At 61.0% G+C, this 17,227-nt stretch carries 18 protein-coding genes; 10 read left to right on the top strand and 8 right to left on the bottom strand.

The features are described 5' to 3' along the window. Positions 1-70 precede the first annotated feature (70 nt). From AC1ZV1_RS09770 to ycaC, 4 genes are all read right to left on the bottom strand, one after another. Complete coding sequence (locus tag AC1ZV1_RS09770; RefSeq protein ID WP_484296532.1) at positions 71-2,668, bottom strand: fimbria/pilus outer membrane usher protein; 2,598 nt, start codon at positions 2,666-2,668, stop codon at positions 71-73. A gap of 362 nt (positions 2,669-3,030) precedes the next feature. After that, a complete protein-coding gene (locus AC1ZV1_RS09765; RefSeq protein ID WP_484296531.1) occupies positions 3,031-3,768 on the bottom strand; it encodes a fimbria/pilus periplasmic chaperone in 738 nt (245 codons plus the stop codon). A gap of 65 nt (positions 3,769-3,833) precedes the next feature. Then, positions 3,834-4,370: a fimbrial protein gene (locus tag AC1ZV1_RS09760; RefSeq protein WP_484296530.1), complete on the bottom strand. Its 537-nt coding sequence runs from the start codon at positions 4,368-4,370 to the stop codon at positions 3,834-3,836. Positions 4,371-4,961: 591 nt separating this feature from the next. Beyond that, positions 4,962-5,591: an isochorismate family cysteine hydrolase YcaC gene (gene ycaC, locus AC1ZV1_RS09755; protein WP_484296529.1), complete on the bottom strand. Its 630-nt coding sequence runs from the start codon at positions 5,589-5,591 to the stop codon at positions 4,962-4,964. Positions 5,592-5,949: 358 nt separating this feature from the next. On the opposite strand from ycaC, the gene AC1ZV1_RS09750 reads away from it, so the two are divergent. The 6 genes from AC1ZV1_RS09750 to AC1ZV1_RS09725 all read left to right on the top strand — a co-directional run bounded on the left by AC1ZV1_RS09750 (position 5,950) and on the right by AC1ZV1_RS09725 (position 9,720). Continuing rightward, the gene (locus AC1ZV1_RS09750; protein ID WP_484296528.1) at positions 5,950-6,171 is read left to right on the top strand and encodes a DUF1654 domain-containing protein; all 222 of its coding nucleotides are present in this window, start codon (positions 5,950-5,952) and stop codon (positions 6,169-6,171) included. A 19-nt stretch (positions 6,172-6,190) separates the two neighbouring features. Then, positions 6,191-6,718 carry a hypothetical protein gene (locus AC1ZV1_RS09745; RefSeq protein ID WP_484296526.1) on the top strand — a complete coding sequence of 176 codons (528 nt, stop codon included), beginning with the start codon at positions 6,191-6,193 and terminating at the stop codon, positions 6,716-6,718. Between the two features lie 54 nt (positions 6,719-6,772). Further along, positions 6,773-7,039: a hypothetical protein gene (locus AC1ZV1_RS09740; protein ID WP_484296525.1), complete on the top strand. Its 267-nt coding sequence runs from the start codon at positions 6,773-6,775 to the stop codon at positions 7,037-7,039. 82 nt (positions 7,040-7,121) lie between these two features. Next, complete coding sequence (locus tag AC1ZV1_RS09735) at positions 7,122-8,006, top strand: LysR family transcriptional regulator (RefSeq protein ID WP_484296524.1); 885 nt, start codon at positions 7,122-7,124, stop codon at positions 8,004-8,006. A 176-nt stretch (positions 8,007-8,182) separates the two neighbouring features. Next, positions 8,183-9,019, top strand: coding sequence for a bifunctional allantoicase/(S)-ureidoglycine aminohydrolase (locus AC1ZV1_RS09730; RefSeq protein ID WP_259753931.1), 837 nt, complete (start codon positions 8,183-8,185; stop codon positions 9,017-9,019). A gap of 179 nt (positions 9,020-9,198) precedes the next feature. Beyond that, positions 9,199-9,720 carry a hypothetical protein gene (locus AC1ZV1_RS09725; protein WP_484296523.1) on the top strand — a complete coding sequence of 174 codons (522 nt, stop codon included), beginning with the start codon at positions 9,199-9,201 and terminating at the stop codon, positions 9,718-9,720. Between the two features lie 4 nt (positions 9,721-9,724). Here the strand turns inward: AC1ZV1_RS09725 and AC1ZV1_RS09720 are convergent, their stop codons facing one another. Further along, positions 9,725-10,573, bottom strand: coding sequence for a CAP domain-containing protein (locus AC1ZV1_RS09720; protein WP_484296522.1), 849 nt, complete (start codon positions 10,571-10,573; stop codon positions 9,725-9,727). Between the two features lie 255 nt (positions 10,574-10,828). Between AC1ZV1_RS09720 and AC1ZV1_RS09715 the strand changes: the two genes are divergently transcribed. Then, positions 10,829-12,271: a sensor domain-containing diguanylate cyclase gene (locus AC1ZV1_RS09715; protein WP_484296521.1), complete on the top strand. Its 1,443-nt coding sequence runs from the start codon at positions 10,829-10,831 to the stop codon at positions 12,269-12,271. Positions 12,272-12,278: 7 nt separating this feature from the next. Here the strand turns inward: AC1ZV1_RS09715 and AC1ZV1_RS09710 are convergent, their stop codons facing one another. After that, positions 12,279-12,572, bottom strand: a complete 294-nt coding sequence (locus tag AC1ZV1_RS09710; protein WP_484296519.1) for a putative quinol monooxygenase — start codon at positions 12,570-12,572, stop codon at positions 12,279-12,281. Positions 12,573-12,737: 165 nt separating this feature from the next. Between AC1ZV1_RS09710 and mdaB the strand changes: the two genes are divergently transcribed. Both mdaB and AC1ZV1_RS09700 read left to right on the top strand, forming a co-directional pair. Further along, positions 12,738-13,331 (top strand): NADPH:quinone oxidoreductase MdaB, encoded by a 594-nt coding sequence (gene mdaB, locus AC1ZV1_RS09705; RefSeq protein WP_484296518.1) that lies wholly within the window; start codon positions 12,738-12,740, stop codon positions 13,329-13,331. A 154-nt stretch (positions 13,332-13,485) separates the two neighbouring features. After that, positions 13,486-13,767 (top strand): peptidylprolyl isomerase, encoded by a 282-nt coding sequence (locus AC1ZV1_RS09700; protein WP_192432028.1) that lies wholly within the window; start codon positions 13,486-13,488, stop codon positions 13,765-13,767. Positions 13,768-13,825: 58 nt separating this feature from the next. Here AC1ZV1_RS09700 and AC1ZV1_RS09695 read toward each other — a convergent pair whose 3' ends face one another. Both AC1ZV1_RS09695 and AC1ZV1_RS09690 read right to left on the bottom strand, forming a co-directional pair. Continuing rightward, positions 13,826-14,458, bottom strand: coding sequence for a LysE family translocator (locus AC1ZV1_RS09695; protein ID WP_484296517.1), 633 nt, complete (start codon positions 14,456-14,458; stop codon positions 13,826-13,828). A gap of 207 nt (positions 14,459-14,665) precedes the next feature. Beyond that, positions 14,666-15,325 carry a response regulator gene (locus tag AC1ZV1_RS09690; protein WP_484296516.1) on the bottom strand — a complete coding sequence of 220 codons (660 nt, stop codon included), beginning with the start codon at positions 15,323-15,325 and terminating at the stop codon, positions 14,666-14,668. A gap of 27 nt (positions 15,326-15,352) precedes the next feature. Between AC1ZV1_RS09690 and AC1ZV1_RS09685 the strand changes: the two genes are divergently transcribed. Beyond that, on the top strand, positions 15,353-17,110 hold the full coding sequence (locus AC1ZV1_RS09685; RefSeq protein ID WP_484296515.1) for a sensor histidine kinase: 1,758 nt from the start codon (positions 15,353-15,355) through the stop codon (positions 17,108-17,110). The last annotated feature ends 117 nt before the right edge of the window (positions 17,111-17,227 follow it).

Here is a 17,227-nt window from a genome sequence, read left to right as displayed (position 1 = left end):
TATATCACTATTCTCAGCATTTATTGCCGCACCGCGTTATCAGAATAGCTAATATTCTGCCTTCAGCAGATCAGCGCGCCGCCATGGCGTCTGCACCGCCCTGACATTGGGCGGGCACCTGCTGGTACGGGGCGCTGCTATCATCCTGCGGGACATTGAAGAGCAAGAGGCAGCTTTCGCCGACTTCACTGCCCCACACGACTCGCAGTTCAGACTGCTCACCACGCAGGAACACCAGACCGCCCTGGCCCACCATGGCCACCGAATCGCCCTGGGCATTGACCACATCAGCACCAAAGGGAATATCCTGATTGGTCGGCGACTGAATCTGCAGCAGCAGCGGCTTGCCGATCACCGTTTCGTACTTGACCTTCACGACAGCGCCTCGGCGCGGAACAACAGTTTCCGAAGTACTCTGCAACTCCACACTATCCGACAAGCCCTTAGGATCGAGGCTCACCACATTGTTACGGTATGGACTCAGGCCGGCGCTCAGCGCGTACCCACTACTATTGACCTGGCCACTATCGCGGCCGACCTTGGCGCCTGCGGCGCCATCGGCCTCGATCAAAGCCATGGTTTCGCCTTGGGACGGACTGAACACCAGGCCATTCGCATGGGCCAATGCGGTACCGCGCGCCGACGCCGAATACTGCTTGTAGTCCTCGCCAATGCTCGCGGTAACCCCTAGCGCAGCCACCGAGGTCTCGTACTGGGCGTTACCGCCATAGCCTTGCGAACGTCCATTGTCGTTCGAACTCGTACTGGCGTAGATACCGTAGTTGAAGTTTCGCTCCGCTCCTGATGAGCCAATGAGGTCGGTCCGAGCACTATAATCACCGGCGTCGTTGGCCCTTAGGCTATTGCTCAAGCGGGGACCGCCAATACCGGAGCCCAGAGGCAAGCTCAACGTCAGCAGGTACTGATCGCTGTAGCCGCTGTCCATCTGGTTGCGGCTGGCAGTGACCCCCACACTTCCCCAATTGAATGTCTTGCTGTAGCCAACCTGATAGGTGGCGTCATTCTTGCGGTCATCCCAATAGCTGCTTGCAAGGCCACTGACATAAAGGTCGCCATAAGCGCCCAGCGGCTGGCTCATGTTGAGCTGAACCCGATTGCGCTCACGAAACACCTGGCTGTTATGGTTTTGCAGCGCAGTGAAATCGGCAAAATCCAGATAGTCTTCGCTGGAAAAGCGATAGGCAGCCACAGCGAAGTTGGTATCGGTCGCTTCCACCAGCTTGCTGTAGCTGATTCGGTAGCTCTGCCCATTGGCTTGCTCACCCAACGAATTGAGTCGCTTTTGTTCATAACCTGCATTTCCGGCGACATCGGCCCGCACACCAGGTAGATTGGTAGCGCGGGACAGCGTTGTATCAAAGGCAAATCCGCCATAGGGGGTACTGATCGCCACTCCCCCCAACACAGCCGAATAGTCCTGGGACAATATGCCGCCACCGTACAGACTGAGGTCATTGCTGACGCCACGACGATAGGTACCCTGAATGAACTGGGGCTGCTCACTGAAACTGTCATCGCGATAGCGACCAGCCGTGACACTCATACGCGAAGAGCCTGGGCGAAGCATCTGCACCACTGACGTAAATGGCACAGTAAAGCGCTTTTCACGGCCATCGGCTTCCGTCACCGTGACCTCCAAGTCACCGGAATAGCTGGTGGCGTAAAGGTCATCAATAGCGAACGGACCTGGTGAAACCGTGGTTTCATAGACCAAGTTGCTGCCTTGGCGAATGGTCACCTTCGCGTTAGTTTCGGCAGTACCACGGACTACTGGAGCGAACCCACGCTCGGCGTCTGGCAGCATGCTATCGTCGCTGGCAATCTGCACGCCGGTGAAAGGAATGCTGTCGAAACTCCCACTCGGCGTAAAATATTCGCCCACAGTCAGTTGCGACTTCATCGAGGTCACATCAGTCTGAGCATAGCTATTCATCGCTTGGTACTTCGAGCCATACTCGGTATTGCGATAGTTGCCGTTATGGCGAAAACGCCAATCACCTACGTTGACGCCGGCATTAAGCCCGACGTTGTACTCGCTACTGTTCTTATCGGCCTGAGTACGATAGGCATTGGCGTTGTAGCTAACAAACCCAGCGTTTACTCCGCCATCCCATTCTTCTGGTGCGATATAGTTTCGCAGGACCTTCCCCGCATAGATCTGCGGAATACTCAAACGCCCACTGAGTGATCCAATGTCCATCTCAAAAGTAGCGTGAGGAATAAGCTCAGCAGGCTCTACGCAGTCGCTAGCGAGAATCTGCTGTACCTTTTCCTGGTCTGGCAATTTACTTACATCCACCCCCCACTGTTTCACGTGGGACGCTTTGAAGCAGTATTTCAGCGGATTACCCTTGCCACCGTCCTTGACAACAACGTTTTGGCTGACCGAATCACTGGAGTTGACGTATATCTGCAGCTTATAGGTACCCGGCTCCACGCTACCTGCACGTTCAAAACGCGACAGATCAACCTTCTGACCGAGAATTTCAAGAATCTGGCTGTCAAACTGTACCGATTCATCCAGAGCCGCACTTTTTGCAACAGCGGTCACCGACATCAAGCCAACGGCCATCCACAATGCAATACATAGTGGGTGAACGGCAAAGCTAGCTCTAGAAGCGTTAGTGCAGTTTACATGCAGAGACATAAATTCAACCAGTTCCTTGCAGCCAACATCGACCGCATACCATCAAATACAAATCAACTTTTATCTAGGCAATTACAGATAACCACTCGCTCGCCACGGAATTTGCGGAACAATTAGATTCCAGTTATGTTCAACACCAGCTTAGAAAGCTCACCTAGAACGAAAAAGACTCAAGAAAAAACTTGACCATTGGGTATTGCGTCGTGACGCAGAAACCTGATCATCACGAAATTTGAGTGCTTGGCGGCTTGACATAAATTTAAAGGGTATTAAACCAACACTGCCACGGTGCCGCTTTGCCTGCAGAGGTATCGAGGAAAAACAACTTAAAAAATCAAACTAGAGCAAGCACTCCTGACTCATCAGCGATTCAATTGACCGGCCTGCTCTACACTAGCGCCATAGTCATTGATCCACTTATAGCGAATCTCACTCGGCTTGGAGGTTAGTCCTTTTAAGCGAAAATCGCATGATTGCAGTGGCAGTACTGTCCCACCCTCTACACTACTGTAGGTTTTTCCTGCCGCAGAGGCTGACAGCTGACCTATATTTACTGCGTAAGCTGCAGTATTAGTGGCGCGCAAAGCATAACCGCCGTCCACTGCCACAGCCGACCACTGCAGGCCGCGCGCTGCCTCCCCGGGATTCCCCGGTAGCCCTTGGGGCCGATAGAACAGTTTTACGGCAGAGCGAAAAGCCACCTTGACTTTATTAAGCCCCTCACCCTTTTTATCGCGCGGTGGTACTTCCAGCACATTGAACCAGAATACGGACTCACGATCCTGAGGAAGCTCTTTGGCACCCACCTGAGTGATCCTGATGGATTGACCACTTTTTGACTCGATGCGCGCAAGAGGCGGTGTCAGTACGAAAGGTGAGCCGTTACCGCTTGCTCGAATTCCATCCGCATTTTTGTCCAACCATATTTGTGCAACGACAGGGGTTGCTCCTTCATTACGCAAGGCAACAACAACTTCATTTTGGTTTCCTGGATAAATAATGCGAGTTCCAGAAATAATAACGGAGGCATATGAAACAGTTGACAGAGAGACTAGTGTTGCACCCACACCAATCAGGCAGCTCCTTATCCAAAAACTCATAAATCACCTATTCTCAGAAAAAAATGAGCTGACTACCGAAAAACTCGGTAGTCAGCACCATTAAATCACTGATAACGAACAGTGTAGACCAGCTGGGTCTCTACATCACCAGCACCAGCCGCGCCGCCCTTGGCAATGTACTGAGCCGAGTAGTCGAGCTGAGCATTACCTTCCGCATCAAGAGCAACAACACCGTTGTTGGCGTTGGTGTTCAGATCAATGACCTGGCCATCGGCATTGAGAATCTGAACCTGAACGTTACTAGCAGCATCGGCTGCATTGTTCACCAGGTTGCCGGTGGTGGTGTCGACGTTGGTGCTTTCGAAGAAGGCACTTACGCTACCGCTTGTCGGGCAGGCGCTCAGTGCGAACTGGAAACTAGTAGCACCAGCAGTAGCACCGTCGCTCGCCAGATCAGACTTGAAGACAGTCGGCAGAACCAGGGTATTACCAGCAGCATTACCCACGGCTTCGATAGAGCAAACCTGGTCTTCCACCAGACCGGAGATATTGATAGTACCGCTGGCGGCGAAGGCGCTAGCAGCAAACATGCTTACACCAACGATAGAGGCAGCAACAGAAGCTTTGGCAAACTTTTTCATTTCATTCTCTCAATTTGACTTAATGTAGGAAGCGAGGCGGCGGCAACTCTTGTAGAACCATCAATCAACCCGAAAACCGATCAGATGCACCAGACGGGATAACCGGCAAGCACGTCAAGAATCAATCAACTCGGATCAATCGATCACCACCGCAGTGGAATCACTCAACTACCCAAGTAGCTCTCCGTGATCTGAGGAAACTTTAATTAATCGAACTGACCTTTTATGCAGGAATAGGACTGCCTGCGTGTAGGAGTTCTCCTAGACGTTCATGTGACCTCAAATTTGCCGGTGACGGACTTGTGAGTAGGGGGTCAGGCCGGGGCGCTGTTTCCGGAAGTGCAGCACCAGCGCGTGTTCAGAGGAAGTAATGCCGCTTTGCCCACTTTGTGCTCGTGGCAGGGAAGATGGGGCACCGGGCTGCTATACGTAGAAAATATGGGACCGCCCATGAGCATGGTCGCGCGCCTTGATTGGAAGACCTGGCCGCCCGCATAGAAAGGCACTGCGGGATTCGAGAGCCAATTCGCTCCCATAAAGCAAAAAACCGGAGCCCCTTTCGAGGCTCCGGTTTTTCATTTCAGCGCGCGATTACTTGCCAGCGGTCAGGGTGCTGTAGGCCGTGATCAGGTTGCGGTAGTCCGGGATGTGGTTGGAGCACAGCGCAGCCAGGCCTTCGATGTCGTTGCGCCAGTCGCGGTGCAGCTCACAGGCCACGCCGAACCAGGTCATCAGCTGGGCACCGGCGGCTTCCATGCGGCGCCAGGCAGCATCGCGGGTCATCTCATTGAAGGTGCCGGACGCATCCACCACCACGAACACATCGAAACCTTCCGCCAGGGCCGACAGCGCCGGGAACGCCACGCAGACCTCGGTCACCACGCCGGCGATGATCAGCTGCTTCTTGCCGGTGGCCTTCACCGCCTTCACGAAGTCCTCGTTGTCCCAGGCGTTGATCTGGCCGGGACGGGCAATGTACGGCGCGTCCGGGAACTGGGCTTTCAGCTCGGGAACCAGCGGGCCGTTGGGGCCGGTTTCGAAGCTGGTGGTGAGGATGGTCGGCAGGTTGAAGAACTTCGCCAGGTCGCCCAGCGCCAGCACGTTGTTCTTGAACTTGTCCGGATCGATGTCGCGAACCAGCGAGAGCAGACCGGCCTGGTGGTCGACCAGCAGTACGGCGGCGTTGTCTTTGTCCAGGCGGTTGTAGGTGGCGTTGGTCATGGTGAAATCCTCGATTTGCTTTCAGTGGGTACCGGCAGTGCCGGAAGGTTTGGACTCGGTGTGCAGTGCGTCACTGCATGGAACAAAGATTAATTTCGACACCCTTGATGCACCAGACTGCAAAATTCGCCTCTAGCGTTCCATTTTCAGAACGAAAGCGGCAAACCAATCTTTCATCCCATGATTCCCTAGGCCTGCGCACCTGATCGAACACCACCTCATCACTCACATACCGCTACAAGGCCCCTCTCCTTCACGTCGTCCGGAAGCCGCCTCCCGATGATCACGCAGGTCTTTACAGGAAATACTGTATTTACATACAGTGCCCCCTCCCCTGCGATCCCCCTGGAGACCTCCCATGCATCCTGCAACCTACAATCAGCTGTCCGCTCGCGTGACCGCCCTCCTGGCAGACCCGACCACCCTGAAAAACCTCGGCATTACCCTGCGCCGGGACCCAAGCGATGATTCGGCCGCCTGGAGTCAGCTGGTCACCGACCTGCGCAAGGCTCCGAACCTGACCCTGCTGCCCCTGCAGGACGGCGCGATCCGATTGGCGTGGCACAGCTGGCTGGATTGAGGCGAGAGCTGGCAAGCAAATGTCGGAAAACTCCGGCCATGACAAGGACAGCATGCGTAGCCTCAATGTCCCTTCTTTCATCTTCGGCCTGGCATTTCACTGTTCCCAAGTGTTTGCCAGTCCCCCTTCTCCTGCTTCAGAGCAGCACTATGAGCAGGCTCGTTCAAGCCTGGCACTCGCCCAGCAGATGCTCGCCGATAGCAATGGTTTCAGAGCCGAAGCCGAGTACATTCTCGGCAACGCCCAGCAATCCGAAGACGCCGAGACCGCGAAGCAACTGCTGGTCTGGCTGGACGCGGCCACGCCGGAGACCTTCGCCAGCACACTACTGGAAACCGACTCGCAATTGAGCTCGAACGTGGCCCGCGATTCGGTAGCGTTGATCGCAGCCTGCTGGTTCGCCGCGTTGCTCATGCAGCCGGACGCCAGCATCGGCAGGGACAGCGGTAGACGCTTCATGATGACGCTCTCCGAGTTTCCCCGGATAGCGGACACGAGGTCGCTGCAGAAGAGCCCGACGTGCAGCCCGTCGGTTGATACGGCGTAACGCCATCATGCTTCTACGCTCACCACTGAGGGTATTGCAGTGGAGCGACGCACGATGAATCTCGACGACGATTTCGACCTCAGTGATTTCAACTTCGACGACCTGAACTGTGACGAACTCAGCCTGGTTCCTCTGGAACCCGCCGCCCCGCCCGTTGCGGCGATGCCGCCCAAGGCCAAGTTCCAAATCGACACCCGCCATGGCGAGCGCCGTTGCAGCGCCGACCGGCGACAAACCATCCGTTTCGAAGACGAGCGTCGCAAGGGTGACCGCCGCCGTGGCAGCGCCAACGATCCCTGGGCAAAATCCGTCGACTTCTGAATAGCGCCGGGACCGGATGATTTGCGGGAGCTTCGGGTGAGCTGTTAGAAAGCGGTTCCGCATTCAGATTTCCGATACCGCCATGAGTGACAGTGACAAACCCAATACCCGTCTCTTCGATCTCGACCTGCTGCGCGCCATTGTCACGGTGGCCGACTGTGGCAGCTTCACCACGGCGGCCGCGCGCCTGCACTCGACTCAGTCCACCGTCAGCCAGAAGATCCGCCGGCTGGAGGAGATGGCCGGGCATCGCCTGCTCGAGCGTGGCAATCGGGATGTACTGCCCACCGACGCCGGTGACACGCTGCTGGGGTATGCGCGGCGGCTGCTGGCACTGAATGACGAAATGCTCGAAGCTCTGTCCGGCGCCACCGTGGCGCTGACGGTGCGCATCGGCGTGCCGGACGACTTCGCCACCGGGCGCACCACCGAGCAACTGGCCGCCTTCAACCGCGCCTATCCGCAGGTGAAGCTGGAGGTCACCAGCGGACTGAGCCGCGATCTGTCCGCCAGCTACGACCGTGGCGAACTGGACCTGGTGCTGCTCAAGCAGCGGCAGAACGCCCGCGAAGCAGTGGCCTGCTGGCCGGAGAAGACGCGCTGGGTCGACAGCGCCAGGAACGCCTGCATCGCGCTGGACCCGCTGCCTATCGTCACCTTTCCGCCGCGCGGGGTGTACCGCGATGAAATGATCGCCGCGCTGGAATCGATCGGCCGGCGCTGGCACATCAGCTTCACCAGTTCGAGTCTCTCTGGCATCCAGTCGGCCATCGCCGACGGCATGGGCATCGGTCTGTTGCCACAGCGCGCAGTGACGGCGGAGCATGCCGTGCTGCCGAAGAATATCGGGCTACCCTCGGTGGACGTGTTCGAGGTGGCGATGCTGCACCGACCGTCGGTCGACCCGATGGTGAAGGAGCTGGCGCGGGTGCTGTCGCGGGTTCTAGCCCAGGACACGAAGGGCTGAGCGGCACGCCATCCACATTCATTAATCAAATACAGCGAATTCCAACATTTAATTTGTGCATGAAAACGCCGCTGGATATCGTGGCTTCCAGCGACGGCCAGCGAGCCGCTCTGCCCGAATTGCTCACCACGGCGCTGCACGCGCCGGGCAGCAAGACAACAATGAGGAACTACCCCATGGCCAAGTCCACCTATTACGCGCCGCACGGCGGGCACCCGGCACAGACCGAGCTGCTCACCGACCGCGCCATGTTCACCGAAGCCTATGCCGTGATCCCCAAGGGCGTGATGCGTGACATCGTCACCAGCCACCTGCCCTTCTGGGACAACATGCGCATGTGGGTCATCGCCCGCCCGCTGTCCGGTTTCGCCGAGACCTTCTCGCAGTACATCGTCGAACTGGCTCCCCAGGGCGGCAGCGACAAGCCCGAGCAGGACGTCAATGCCGAGGCGGTGCTGTTCATCGTCGAAGGCGAGCTGACCCTGACCCTGCAGGGTGAAGTGCACACCATGCAACCGGGCGGCTATGCGTTCATTCCGCCGGGCGCCGACTACAAGGTGCGCAACACCAGCGGCCAGCACACCCGCTTCCACTGGATCCGCAAGCACTACCAGAAAGTCGATGGCGTGCCGCTGCCCGAAGCCTTCGTCACCAACGAGCAGGACATCGAGCCGAAGGTGATGCCGGATACCGAAGGCCGCTGGAGCACAACCCGCTTCGTCGACATGGCTGACATGCGCCATGACATGCACGTGAACATCGTGAACTTCGAGCCGGGCGGCGTGATTCCGTTCGCCGAGACCCACGTGATGGAACACGGCCTGTATGTACTGGAAGGCAAGGCGGTGTACCGCCTGAACCAGGACTGGGTCGAAGTGGAAGCCGGCGACTTCATGTGGCTGCGCGCCTTCTGCCCGCAGGCCTGCTACTCCGGTGGCCCCGGTCGCTTCCGCTACCTGCTGTACAAGGATGTGAACCGTCACATGCGCCTGACCCTGAACCAGCCGCACTGAGTGACAGGTTCATCCGGGAACCGAGTCCGGTTCCCGCAGCGACACACGAAAACCGGCGCCCAGGCGCCGGTTTTTCTTTTGCAGCCCCACACCGTGACCCGCCTCGCATGGCAAGCGATGCACAGTCTGCTAAAAAGTCTGGCTGAAAGCCGATTCGCCGTCGCCGAGGAAATCTGTACATGGAAGTCCGGTTCTTGCCGCAGACCGAGTTCGACAACGTCCATTTCTACCGCGCGGTCACCCTGCTGATCCTGCTGGCGATGGCTGTCTTCACGCTGCTGAAGATGTTCAGTGGCGTCGTCGCCCTGTTCTCCGCCCTGCCCTTCTGCCTGCTGCTGCTCTGCTGGCGCTTCACCATCGAGTGGCTGCAGGTGTCCAAGGCGGAACCGGCCTTCATCGACAAGGGTGAACTGGTGCTGTGCGGCCAGGACAGCCACCGGCAGATTGCACTGGAGAAGATCAGCTCGCTACGCAGCCGCCACAGCCTCTTCATGGTTCGGCGCTATCGCTCCTGGACAGAGCACCTGGCGTTCGTGGAGTTCACCCTGACCAGCGGCGAGCGCGTCTCCACGCTTGCCGAGAGCCGGGTGTTGGAGTTTCCGGCGGCCTCGGACACGCTGGCGGCGGTCAATGAAGCCATCCTCGCCGCCAAGGTGAAGCGCCAGGCCAGCGAGCCGGGCGCAGTCAGCGGCGGTCGATAATGGCTCAGGGCGAGCCGAACATCGCCGTCCAGTAGATGCCCGCGTCGCTCTTCGGGTCCGCCGCGTAGGCCGCGCCCAGTTCGCTGTACTGCGGGTTCATCAGGTTGGCGCAATGGCCGGGGCTGGCCAGCCAGCTGTCCACCACCTTCTGCGCGTTGCCCTGGCCTGCGGCGATGTTCTCGCCGATGCGCTGTCCGGCGTAGCCGTCCAGCTCCGCACGGTCACCCGGCGTGCTGCCGTCACGGCCCTTGTGGTCGAAGTAGTTGTTGTTGGCCATGTCGCGGCTGTGGGCTTCGGCGGTGCCGCCCAGGGTGGCGTTCCAGCTCAGCGCGGCAGCAGGGCCGAAGGCTTGTCCGCCGCACTGGCGTCCCTTGCCACGGGCAGCGTTGATCGCCTGCAGCAGTTGCTGCCCTTCGGCTTGCCAAGTGCCCAGCTTGCCTTGAAGCAGCGGACGCCCCAGCAGGATGCGCCAGTCATCCCCCTCACGGACGATGCCAACGTCCACGAACTGCGGGTCCAGCAGCACCTGGCAGAAGCTCTCCTGCAACGCCTTCATGGCCGCCGTGACGTCACGCGGGCCGGTGAGGCTGAGCATGCGTACGCTGCTCATCGGGTAACCGGCCTGGTTCAGCGCCGTCTTCCATTCCCCTGCCGACGCCGGGAGTGCCAGGCGCGCGTCCGGCGATAGCGGAGGCAACACCTGGGAGGCCTGGCCGCCGCAGGACTGCACATCGCCCCGGTAGGCGTTGATGGCTTCGAGCAGTTGGTCCTGATCGGCCGCGCTGGCATCGGCAGCGGCCAGTAAACCGAGCGACAACAGGAGGCTACGCAGGAAGAACGACTGGCTGGGCATGGACGGCTCCGATGGGCGAAAAGGGTTCAATGATGCGTGATTTCCCGGGATTTGGCTGCGGCCCATGTGCACTGGTTCCGATGGCGGAAAAACCCGGAAGGAAAAACCCGGAAATGGTTGGCCGGCACCCACCACGGAAAATTCTCTCGCTGCCTGACATGAGACAAGGGGAGCTCGGACTGTCGTTGTATGCCGCCCGACATATCGGACAATCCAGAAACCTGAACAATGTCGGAGCCACGGCGGGAGGTCGCAGTGCTCAAACCCATCAACGTGTTCTGCTTCACCTTCCTGCTGGCGGTCCTCGCTTCGCTGCTGGCCGGCTGGCACATGCTGCAGATGAAGCAAGATGCGCTGGCCTACGCCCACGCCAGCGGCAAGAACACCCTGCTGCTGGTGGAGCGGGAGTTCCACCGCGATCTTGATGTACACGCACAGACGTTGCAGACGCTCGCCAATGTCGTGACCGGGCCAACGACGCCGGCACTGTCACAGCAGGTACTGCAGGAACTGGTGGAAGGTCACGCCGCTGGCTCCGTGCAATCCGGCACGCTGGTCGTCACCAATGCCAAGGGCCAGCTGCTGGCGGATCTGAATCATGCCGGCGAATCGAGCCGAGACCTGTCCATGCGCGATTACTTCACGACAGCGCGTGACAACCCCGGCCGGCTGTTGCTCAGCCATCCCTTCATGCCGTCCTATCCAGGCTCTTCGACCAGCACCGCACTCAGCCGCGCGGTCATGAACAAGAACGGCGAGTTTGTCGGCGTGGTCGCCGCGATCAAGGAGCTGCAACACCTGGAATCCTTCGTCCGCGGCCTCGACCTGGGCAAGCATGGCGTCATTACCATTCGCCTGCTGGATGGCACCGTGCTCGCCCAATGGCCGCACGACCCGGCACGCGAGCATGGGGATGAAATCGGCACCTTCCGCGAATTCGTCGGCAGTGGCCGCAATGACTATTTCCGTCAACAAAGCAGCACCACCAACGCTTATTGGCGCGGCTACCGGCGCATCGGCGACTACCAGGCGGTGGTCTCGGTGGAACTGTGCCGCGAAGCAATCCTCAACACCTGGACCGCACGCACCTGGGTCACCAGCGGACTGCTGGTGGCGATCAACGCCGCGACGATCTTCTTCGCCTACCGCCTGACCCGACACTTGCGCCGCCGCGATGTCAAGGAAAGCCATCTGCGCAATCAGGCCGACACCGATCCGCTGACCGGCCTGCACAACCGCCGCTGGTTCGACGAGAAGGCCCAGCGGGAATGGCAACGCCGCCGCAACGGCGACGGCGCCCTGGCCGTTCTGATGATGGATATCGACCAGTTCAAGGCCTACAACGACCACTACGGCCATCCCCGCGGTGACCTGGCGCTGATCAACGTCGCACACCTGGTCGGCCAGGGCTGCCAGCGCGAGAACGACGGTGCCGCGCGCTACGGCGGCGAGGAGTTCGTGGCGATCCTGCCCGGCTGCGACACCGCCGCCGCCACCCAGGTGGCCGAATCCATCCGCCGCGCCGTAGAGGACACCGCGCTGCCCCACGAGAAGGGCGCGCGCGGCATCGTCACCATCAGTGTCGGCGTGGCCAGCACCTCGGACACCGAAGCGGACAGCATCGAGGCGCTGATCGCGGCGGCGGACGCGAATCTCTACAAGGCCAAGGAAGCCGGGCGTAACAGGGTAGTGGCGTGAGCGCCGGTCAGCGCGGCGGCATCACCTCGACTTCCTGGATGGCGAAATCGCGGCGCAGGTATTCCATGCGCCGCTCGTGGAACTCGCGCATGTGCGGCAGCGCACTATGCGTGGCCAGGTGCTCGCGGCTCTGCCAGACCTCGAAGAAGGTGAACAGGCTCGGGTCGTTGATGTCGCGCAGCATGTGGTACTGGATGCAGCCTTCCTCGGCACGACTGGGCGTGAGGTAGGTACGGAACAGATCTTCGAAGGCCTGGGATTTTTCTGGAAGGGTGTGAGCCTGGAGGATGAAGGCGTACATCGGATGAGGTCCTGGGAAGCGGGAAAGATTGCTTAATCCTGACGCAAATCAATCCTCCGCATTTTTGATTCTCACGCACGGATCATTTGTCCGAGAACGGGTTTTTCCGGCCCGCTGCGCTCGATATTCTGCCGCCATCCAATTTCTGACTTCAGGGCCCACACCATGAAAAAGATCCTGCTGATCAATGGCGGCAAACAGTTCGCCCATTCCGATGGCCGCTACAACGCAACCCTGCATGAAGCCGCCATCGCCCACCTGGACCACGCCGGTTTCGACGTGAAGGAAACCTTCATCGACGGCGGCTACGACATCCAGGAAGAAGTGCAGAAGATGCTCTGGGCCGACGTCATCGTGTACCAGATGCCCGGCTGGTGGATGGGCGCCCCCTGGACCGTCAAGCAGTACATCGACGAGGTGTTCACCGCCGGCCACGGCAGTCTCTACGCCAACGATGGCCGCACCCGTTCCGATGCATCGCAGAAATACGGCAGCGGCGGTCTGCTGCAGGGCAAGCAGTACATGATCTCGGCCACCTGGAACGCGCCGCAGCAGGCCTTTGACGACCCGACCGACTTCTTCGAGGGCAAGGGCGTGGACGCGGTGTACTTCCCCTTCCACAAGGCCAACCAGTTCCTGGGCATGAGCCCGTTGCCGACCTTCCTCTGCGTGGATGTGATGAAGCGCCCGAACATCGAGGGCGATGTGCAGCGCTACCAGCAGCACCTGAGCGACGTACTGGGCGCAGCGCAGGCCTGACCCGAAGCCGACCTGCAGGAGCGCTCCCTGAGCGCGACCACCGGCATGGCCGCTCCTGCTGGGAAATGCCGTACCGCTGGGCAACCAGCATTGGGTTCGTCACCGGAATCGGCTAGGCTTCGCCCTTTCCTACTGCCTGTTCAGGAGTTATCCCATGGCCCGTGCATCCGCCCGTCACATCCTGGTTTCCAGCGAAGCCAAGTGCAATGAACTCAAAGCCTCCATCGAAGGCGGCGCCGATTTCGCCCAGGTGGCGCGCGACAACTCCACCTGCCCGTCCGGCCGCAGCGGCGGCGACCTGGGCAGCTTCCGCCCGGGCCAGATGGTTCGCGAATTCGACCAGGTCGTCTTCAGCGCTCCGCTGAACGTCGTCCAGGGTCCGGTGAAGACCCAGTTCGGCTACCACCTGGTGGAAGTGACCAGCCGCGAGGACTGATCCGCTTCGCCCGCGCCGTTCCCGGTTCCCGGGGCGGCGCCCGCTTCCGCTCCCCGCGCTACACCATCCCGCCCTGCGCCACCAGCATGACCCCCAGCCCCACCAGGATAGAGCCGCACACCCGCGGCATCAGTCGTTGGCCGCGTCCCTGCTCCATGGCACCAAACAGCAGCGAGGCGAACAGCACGGCGAGCACGTCGGCGGTGGAGAACACCAGGTTGACGATCATCCCGAGAAGGAAGAACTGCACGCCCACCGGCAGGCTCGCGGCCGGGTCGACGAACTGTGGCAGGAAGGTCAGGAAGAATAGTGCCGTCTTCGGGTTCAGCACCTCGACGATGATGCTGTCGAGCAGCACCGCGGGGCGTTCCTCGCCTGTTTCGTCTCCATTCCTGCCCAGGCGGCGTCGGCCGAAGATCATCGAGCCGCCCAGCCAGATCAGGTAGGCGGCGCCGGCCAGTTTCAGCGTCAGGTAGAGATTCGGAGCATGGTGCAGCAGTGCGGCGAGGCCGGCACTGGCAGCGAAGATGTGTGCGTAGCAGCCCAGGTGAATCCCCAACGCGGCATGCAGGCCGGCACGACGGCCGTTGGCGAGGGTCTGCGAAGTCATGTAGAGGATGGCTGGGCCAGGCATGCAGGCAAAGGCCAGCGTCGCCACAGCGAACGAGGCCCAATAGGCAGGAAATGACATGGTGTGATCCGTCCCTTGATCGGGTATCGGCCGACGTGCATCCGGGCAGCGCCTGGTCCGTCCGAGCAGGTTAGGGAGCGTGGTCGCTCAGGCACATACGGCAGTTGCCGTATTTTTTCCGCGTACGGCCAGGGGTAGCCTGCTTCGCAACAGCCACAGGGAAGCGGCCCCATGCAGCCACTGACTCAATCGCCACGAGCATCCACCTCAGGCGCTGGGCACACCCAGGCGCACGGCGTACGCCGCCAGTTCCGCGGGGCTGTGCAGGTCGAGCTTGCGCATGAGGTTCTCACGGTGCTTGCGCACCGTCAGCGGGCTGATGCTGAAGTGCTCGGCGATCTCCCGCGCACTGCGTCCTTGGGCGGCCAGGATGAGGATCTGCCGCTCCCGCCTGGTCAGCTCCACCGCCGACAGCAGATCGGCATCGCCTGGCGGGCGAGCGGCCGGCCGGTCCAGTTGGAAGCGCAGGCTGCGCGCCAGGTAGTGCTGGCCATTGCGCAGGGCAGCGATGGCCTCGAGCAGTTCACCGGTGTCCTCGCCCTTGCTCAGGTAACCATGCACACCCGCGTCGAGCACCGAACGCACGGTGGCCAGTTCCGTGTTGGCCGTCAGCACCAGGATTCTCAGCCGAGGATGACGCTGGCGCAGCTCATGGATGAACTGCAACCGGTTGAGTCCCGGCATGTTCAGGTCGAGCAGCAGCAGGTCGGCACGCAACTCCTCCAGCAGAGCCGGCAGATGCATGCCATCCGCCGCCTCACCGACCACCTCGATACCGTCCAGAGTCGACAGCAACAGGCGCAGGCCATCGCGGACAATGCCGTGGTCATCGGCGATGCACACCCGCAGTTCGCGCTTCCTTTCCATCATTCGTCTCCCTGAGGCATTTCGGATATGCACACTAGCCTGCAGCAGCGCGACCTGGTCGAACTCTTGTTCCGACAGTCGTACGCCGTGCTCTTCGCCAACCTGGTGATTCCCCTGCCGGTGCTGTACATCTTCCGCTATGCCCTGTCGCCGACGGCGATGGTCGTCTGGTTGGCCGCGCTCTACGCGCTGACGATCGGGCGGATTGTCCTGGCACGCACGTACTTCCGGCAAGCCCCGGCGCGCACGCAGGTGCAAACCTGGCTGTGGAGCACCACGCTGCTGTCCTGGGCCAGCAGCCTGCTCTGGGGCTGGCTGGGCTGGGCCGGGTTCGTGCATGGCGATCCACAGCTGTTCGCCTTCACCTGCATCGTACTCACGGGCCTCGTGTGCGGGGCTGTGCCTTCGCTGTCGGCGTTTCCGCCGGCCTACGTGGGCTCGCTCACCGCCATGCTGCTGCCCCTGTTGGTGCTGTGCCTGAGCGTAGGTGATGAGAAGCACGCCACCTACAGCTTCTTCATCCTCTGCCTGGCCGGGATCAACCTGTACTACAGCCGGGTGACCTACCGCAGCCTGTGCGAAACCATCCACCTGCGTCAGGAGAACGCCGAGCTGGTGACCGACCTGCGCGAACAGCGCGATCGTGCCCGTGCCGCCGATCAGGCCAAGTCACGCTTCCTGGCCGCCGCCAGCCACGACCTGCGTCAGCCGATCCACGCCCTCGGCCTGTTCGTCGGAGCCCTCGCCGCGCTGGCCGAGCGCGGCCCGGTGGATGCCCGCCAGGCGCGCGACATTGCTGCGCGGCTGCGCGCCATGCTCGGCAACCTCGGCGATCTGCTCAACGGCCTGCTGGACATCTCGCGCCTGGACGCCGGCGTGGTACCGGTGGAACGCGAGCCGGTCAGCGTCGGCAAACTCTTCGCCGACCTGCGCGCCGAGTTCGCCGGCACTGCCGCCGAACGCTGCCTGGACTGGCGCGTACACGGCAGGCCGTTATGGGTCGACAGCGATCCGCTGCTGCTGCGGCGCATTCTGGACAACCTGCTGACCAACGCCTTCCGCTACACCCACGCTGGTGGCGTGCTGCTGGGCTGCCGGCGGCGCGGCAACGAACTGGAGATTCAGGTCTGCGATACCGGCAGCGGCATCGATCCGGGCCTGCAGGACGTGATCTTCGAGGAGTTCGTCCAACTGCATAACGCCGAACGCGACCGCAAGCAGGGTCTTGGCCTGGGCCTGGCCATCGTCCGTCATGCCGCGCGCCTGCTCGGCCATTCTCTGCTGGTGAAGTCGCAGCCCGGACGCGGCTCGACGTTCAGCCTGCGCGTCCCGCTCGCCGAGGCGCCGCTCAAGGCCATGGCGCTGCCAGAGCGAACCCGCCACGACGGCCCCGGCCTGGGCATCATGGTGGTGGACGACGAGCCCGACGTGCTGCACGCGCTGAGCAACCTCCTCGAGGTCTGGGGCCACCAGGTCTATGCCGGCACCAGCGCCCTGCTCGCCTGCCAGCGGCACATCGAGGCCAGCCACGCCGGCCACGCACCGGTGGACCTGATCCTCACCGACTACCGTCTCGGTCAGGGCCAGACCGGCGCCGATGCCGTCCGGCGTATCCGCAGCTACCTGTCACGCCGGGTACCGGCATTGATCATCACCGGCGACACCTCGTCCGAACGTCTGCGCGAGGCCACCGCCAGCGGCAGCCGGTTGCTGCACAAACCGCTGGACACCGAGCAGCTGCTTGCCGCGATCGCCGCCAGTCAGGACCTGACCAGCACCGCCTGAAAACTGGCGCCAGGCCTTGATCCATGCGGGATTCGTCGACTCGTCCACGGGCTAAAGTCGCGGCCATCTCGGCCGATGCAGTGGTGAAACGAATCGGCAGCAGCCTTCGTGCCTCAC

Source organism: Pseudomonas sp. BB438 (assembly GCF_057180225.1).
Note: the sequence above shows the minus strand (reverse complement) of the source record. Positions and strands in the feature narration are given on the sequence as shown.

Bases quoted from the DNA above. Each gene is read 5' to 3' on its own strand.
- AC1ZV1_RS09725 (WP_484296523.1), top strand. From the start codon at position 9,199: ATGGAAGTCCGGTTCTTGCCGCAGACCGAGTTCGACAACGTCCATTTC.
- AC1ZV1_RS09695 (WP_484296517.1), bottom strand. From the start codon at position 14,458: ATGTCATTTCCTGCCTATTGGGCCTCGTTCGCTGTGGCGACGCTGGCC.
- AC1ZV1_RS09690 (WP_484296516.1), bottom strand. From the start codon at position 15,325: ATGGAAAGGAAGCGCGAACTGCGGGTGTGCATCGCCGATGACCACGGC.
- AC1ZV1_RS09760 (WP_484296530.1), bottom strand. From the start codon at position 4,370: ATGAAAAAGTTTGCCAAAGCTTCTGTTGCTGCCTCTATCGTTGGTGTA.
- AC1ZV1_RS09720 (WP_484296522.1), bottom strand. From the start codon at position 10,573: ATGCCCAGCCAGTCGTTCTTCCTGCGTAGCCTCCTGTTGTCGCTCGGT.
- AC1ZV1_RS09710 (WP_484296519.1), bottom strand. From the start codon at position 12,572: ATGTACGCCTTCATCCTCCAGGCTCACACCCTTCCAGAAAAATCCCAG.
- ycaC (WP_484296529.1), bottom strand. From the start codon at position 5,591: ATGACCAACGCCACCTACAACCGCCTGGACAAAGACAACGCCGCCGTA.
- AC1ZV1_RS09765 (WP_484296531.1), bottom strand. From the start codon at position 3,768: ATGAGTTTTTGGATAAGGAGCTGCCTGATTGGTGTGGGTGCAACACTA.
- AC1ZV1_RS09740 (WP_484296525.1), top strand. From the start codon at position 6,773: ATGAATCTCGACGACGATTTCGACCTCAGTGATTTCAACTTCGACGAC.
- AC1ZV1_RS09770 (WP_484296532.1), bottom strand. From the start codon at position 2,668: ATGTCTCTGCATGTAAACTGCACTAACGCTTCTAGAGCTAGCTTTGCC.
- AC1ZV1_RS09735 (WP_484296524.1), top strand. From the start codon at position 7,122: ATGAGTGACAGTGACAAACCCAATACCCGTCTCTTCGATCTCGACCTG.
- AC1ZV1_RS09730 (WP_259753931.1), top strand. From the start codon at position 8,183: ATGGCCAAGTCCACCTATTACGCGCCGCACGGCGGGCACCCGGCACAG.
- AC1ZV1_RS09700 (WP_192432028.1), top strand. From the start codon at position 13,486: ATGGCCCGTGCATCCGCCCGTCACATCCTGGTTTCCAGCGAAGCCAAG.
- AC1ZV1_RS09745 (WP_484296526.1), top strand. From the start codon at position 6,191: ATGTCGGAAAACTCCGGCCATGACAAGGACAGCATGCGTAGCCTCAAT.
- mdaB (WP_484296518.1), top strand. From the start codon at position 12,738: ATGAAAAAGATCCTGCTGATCAATGGCGGCAAACAGTTCGCCCATTCC.
- AC1ZV1_RS09685 (WP_484296515.1), top strand. From the start codon at position 15,353: ATGCACACTAGCCTGCAGCAGCGCGACCTGGTCGAACTCTTGTTCCGA.
- AC1ZV1_RS09750 (WP_484296528.1), top strand. From the start codon at position 5,950: ATGCATCCTGCAACCTACAATCAGCTGTCCGCTCGCGTGACCGCCCTC.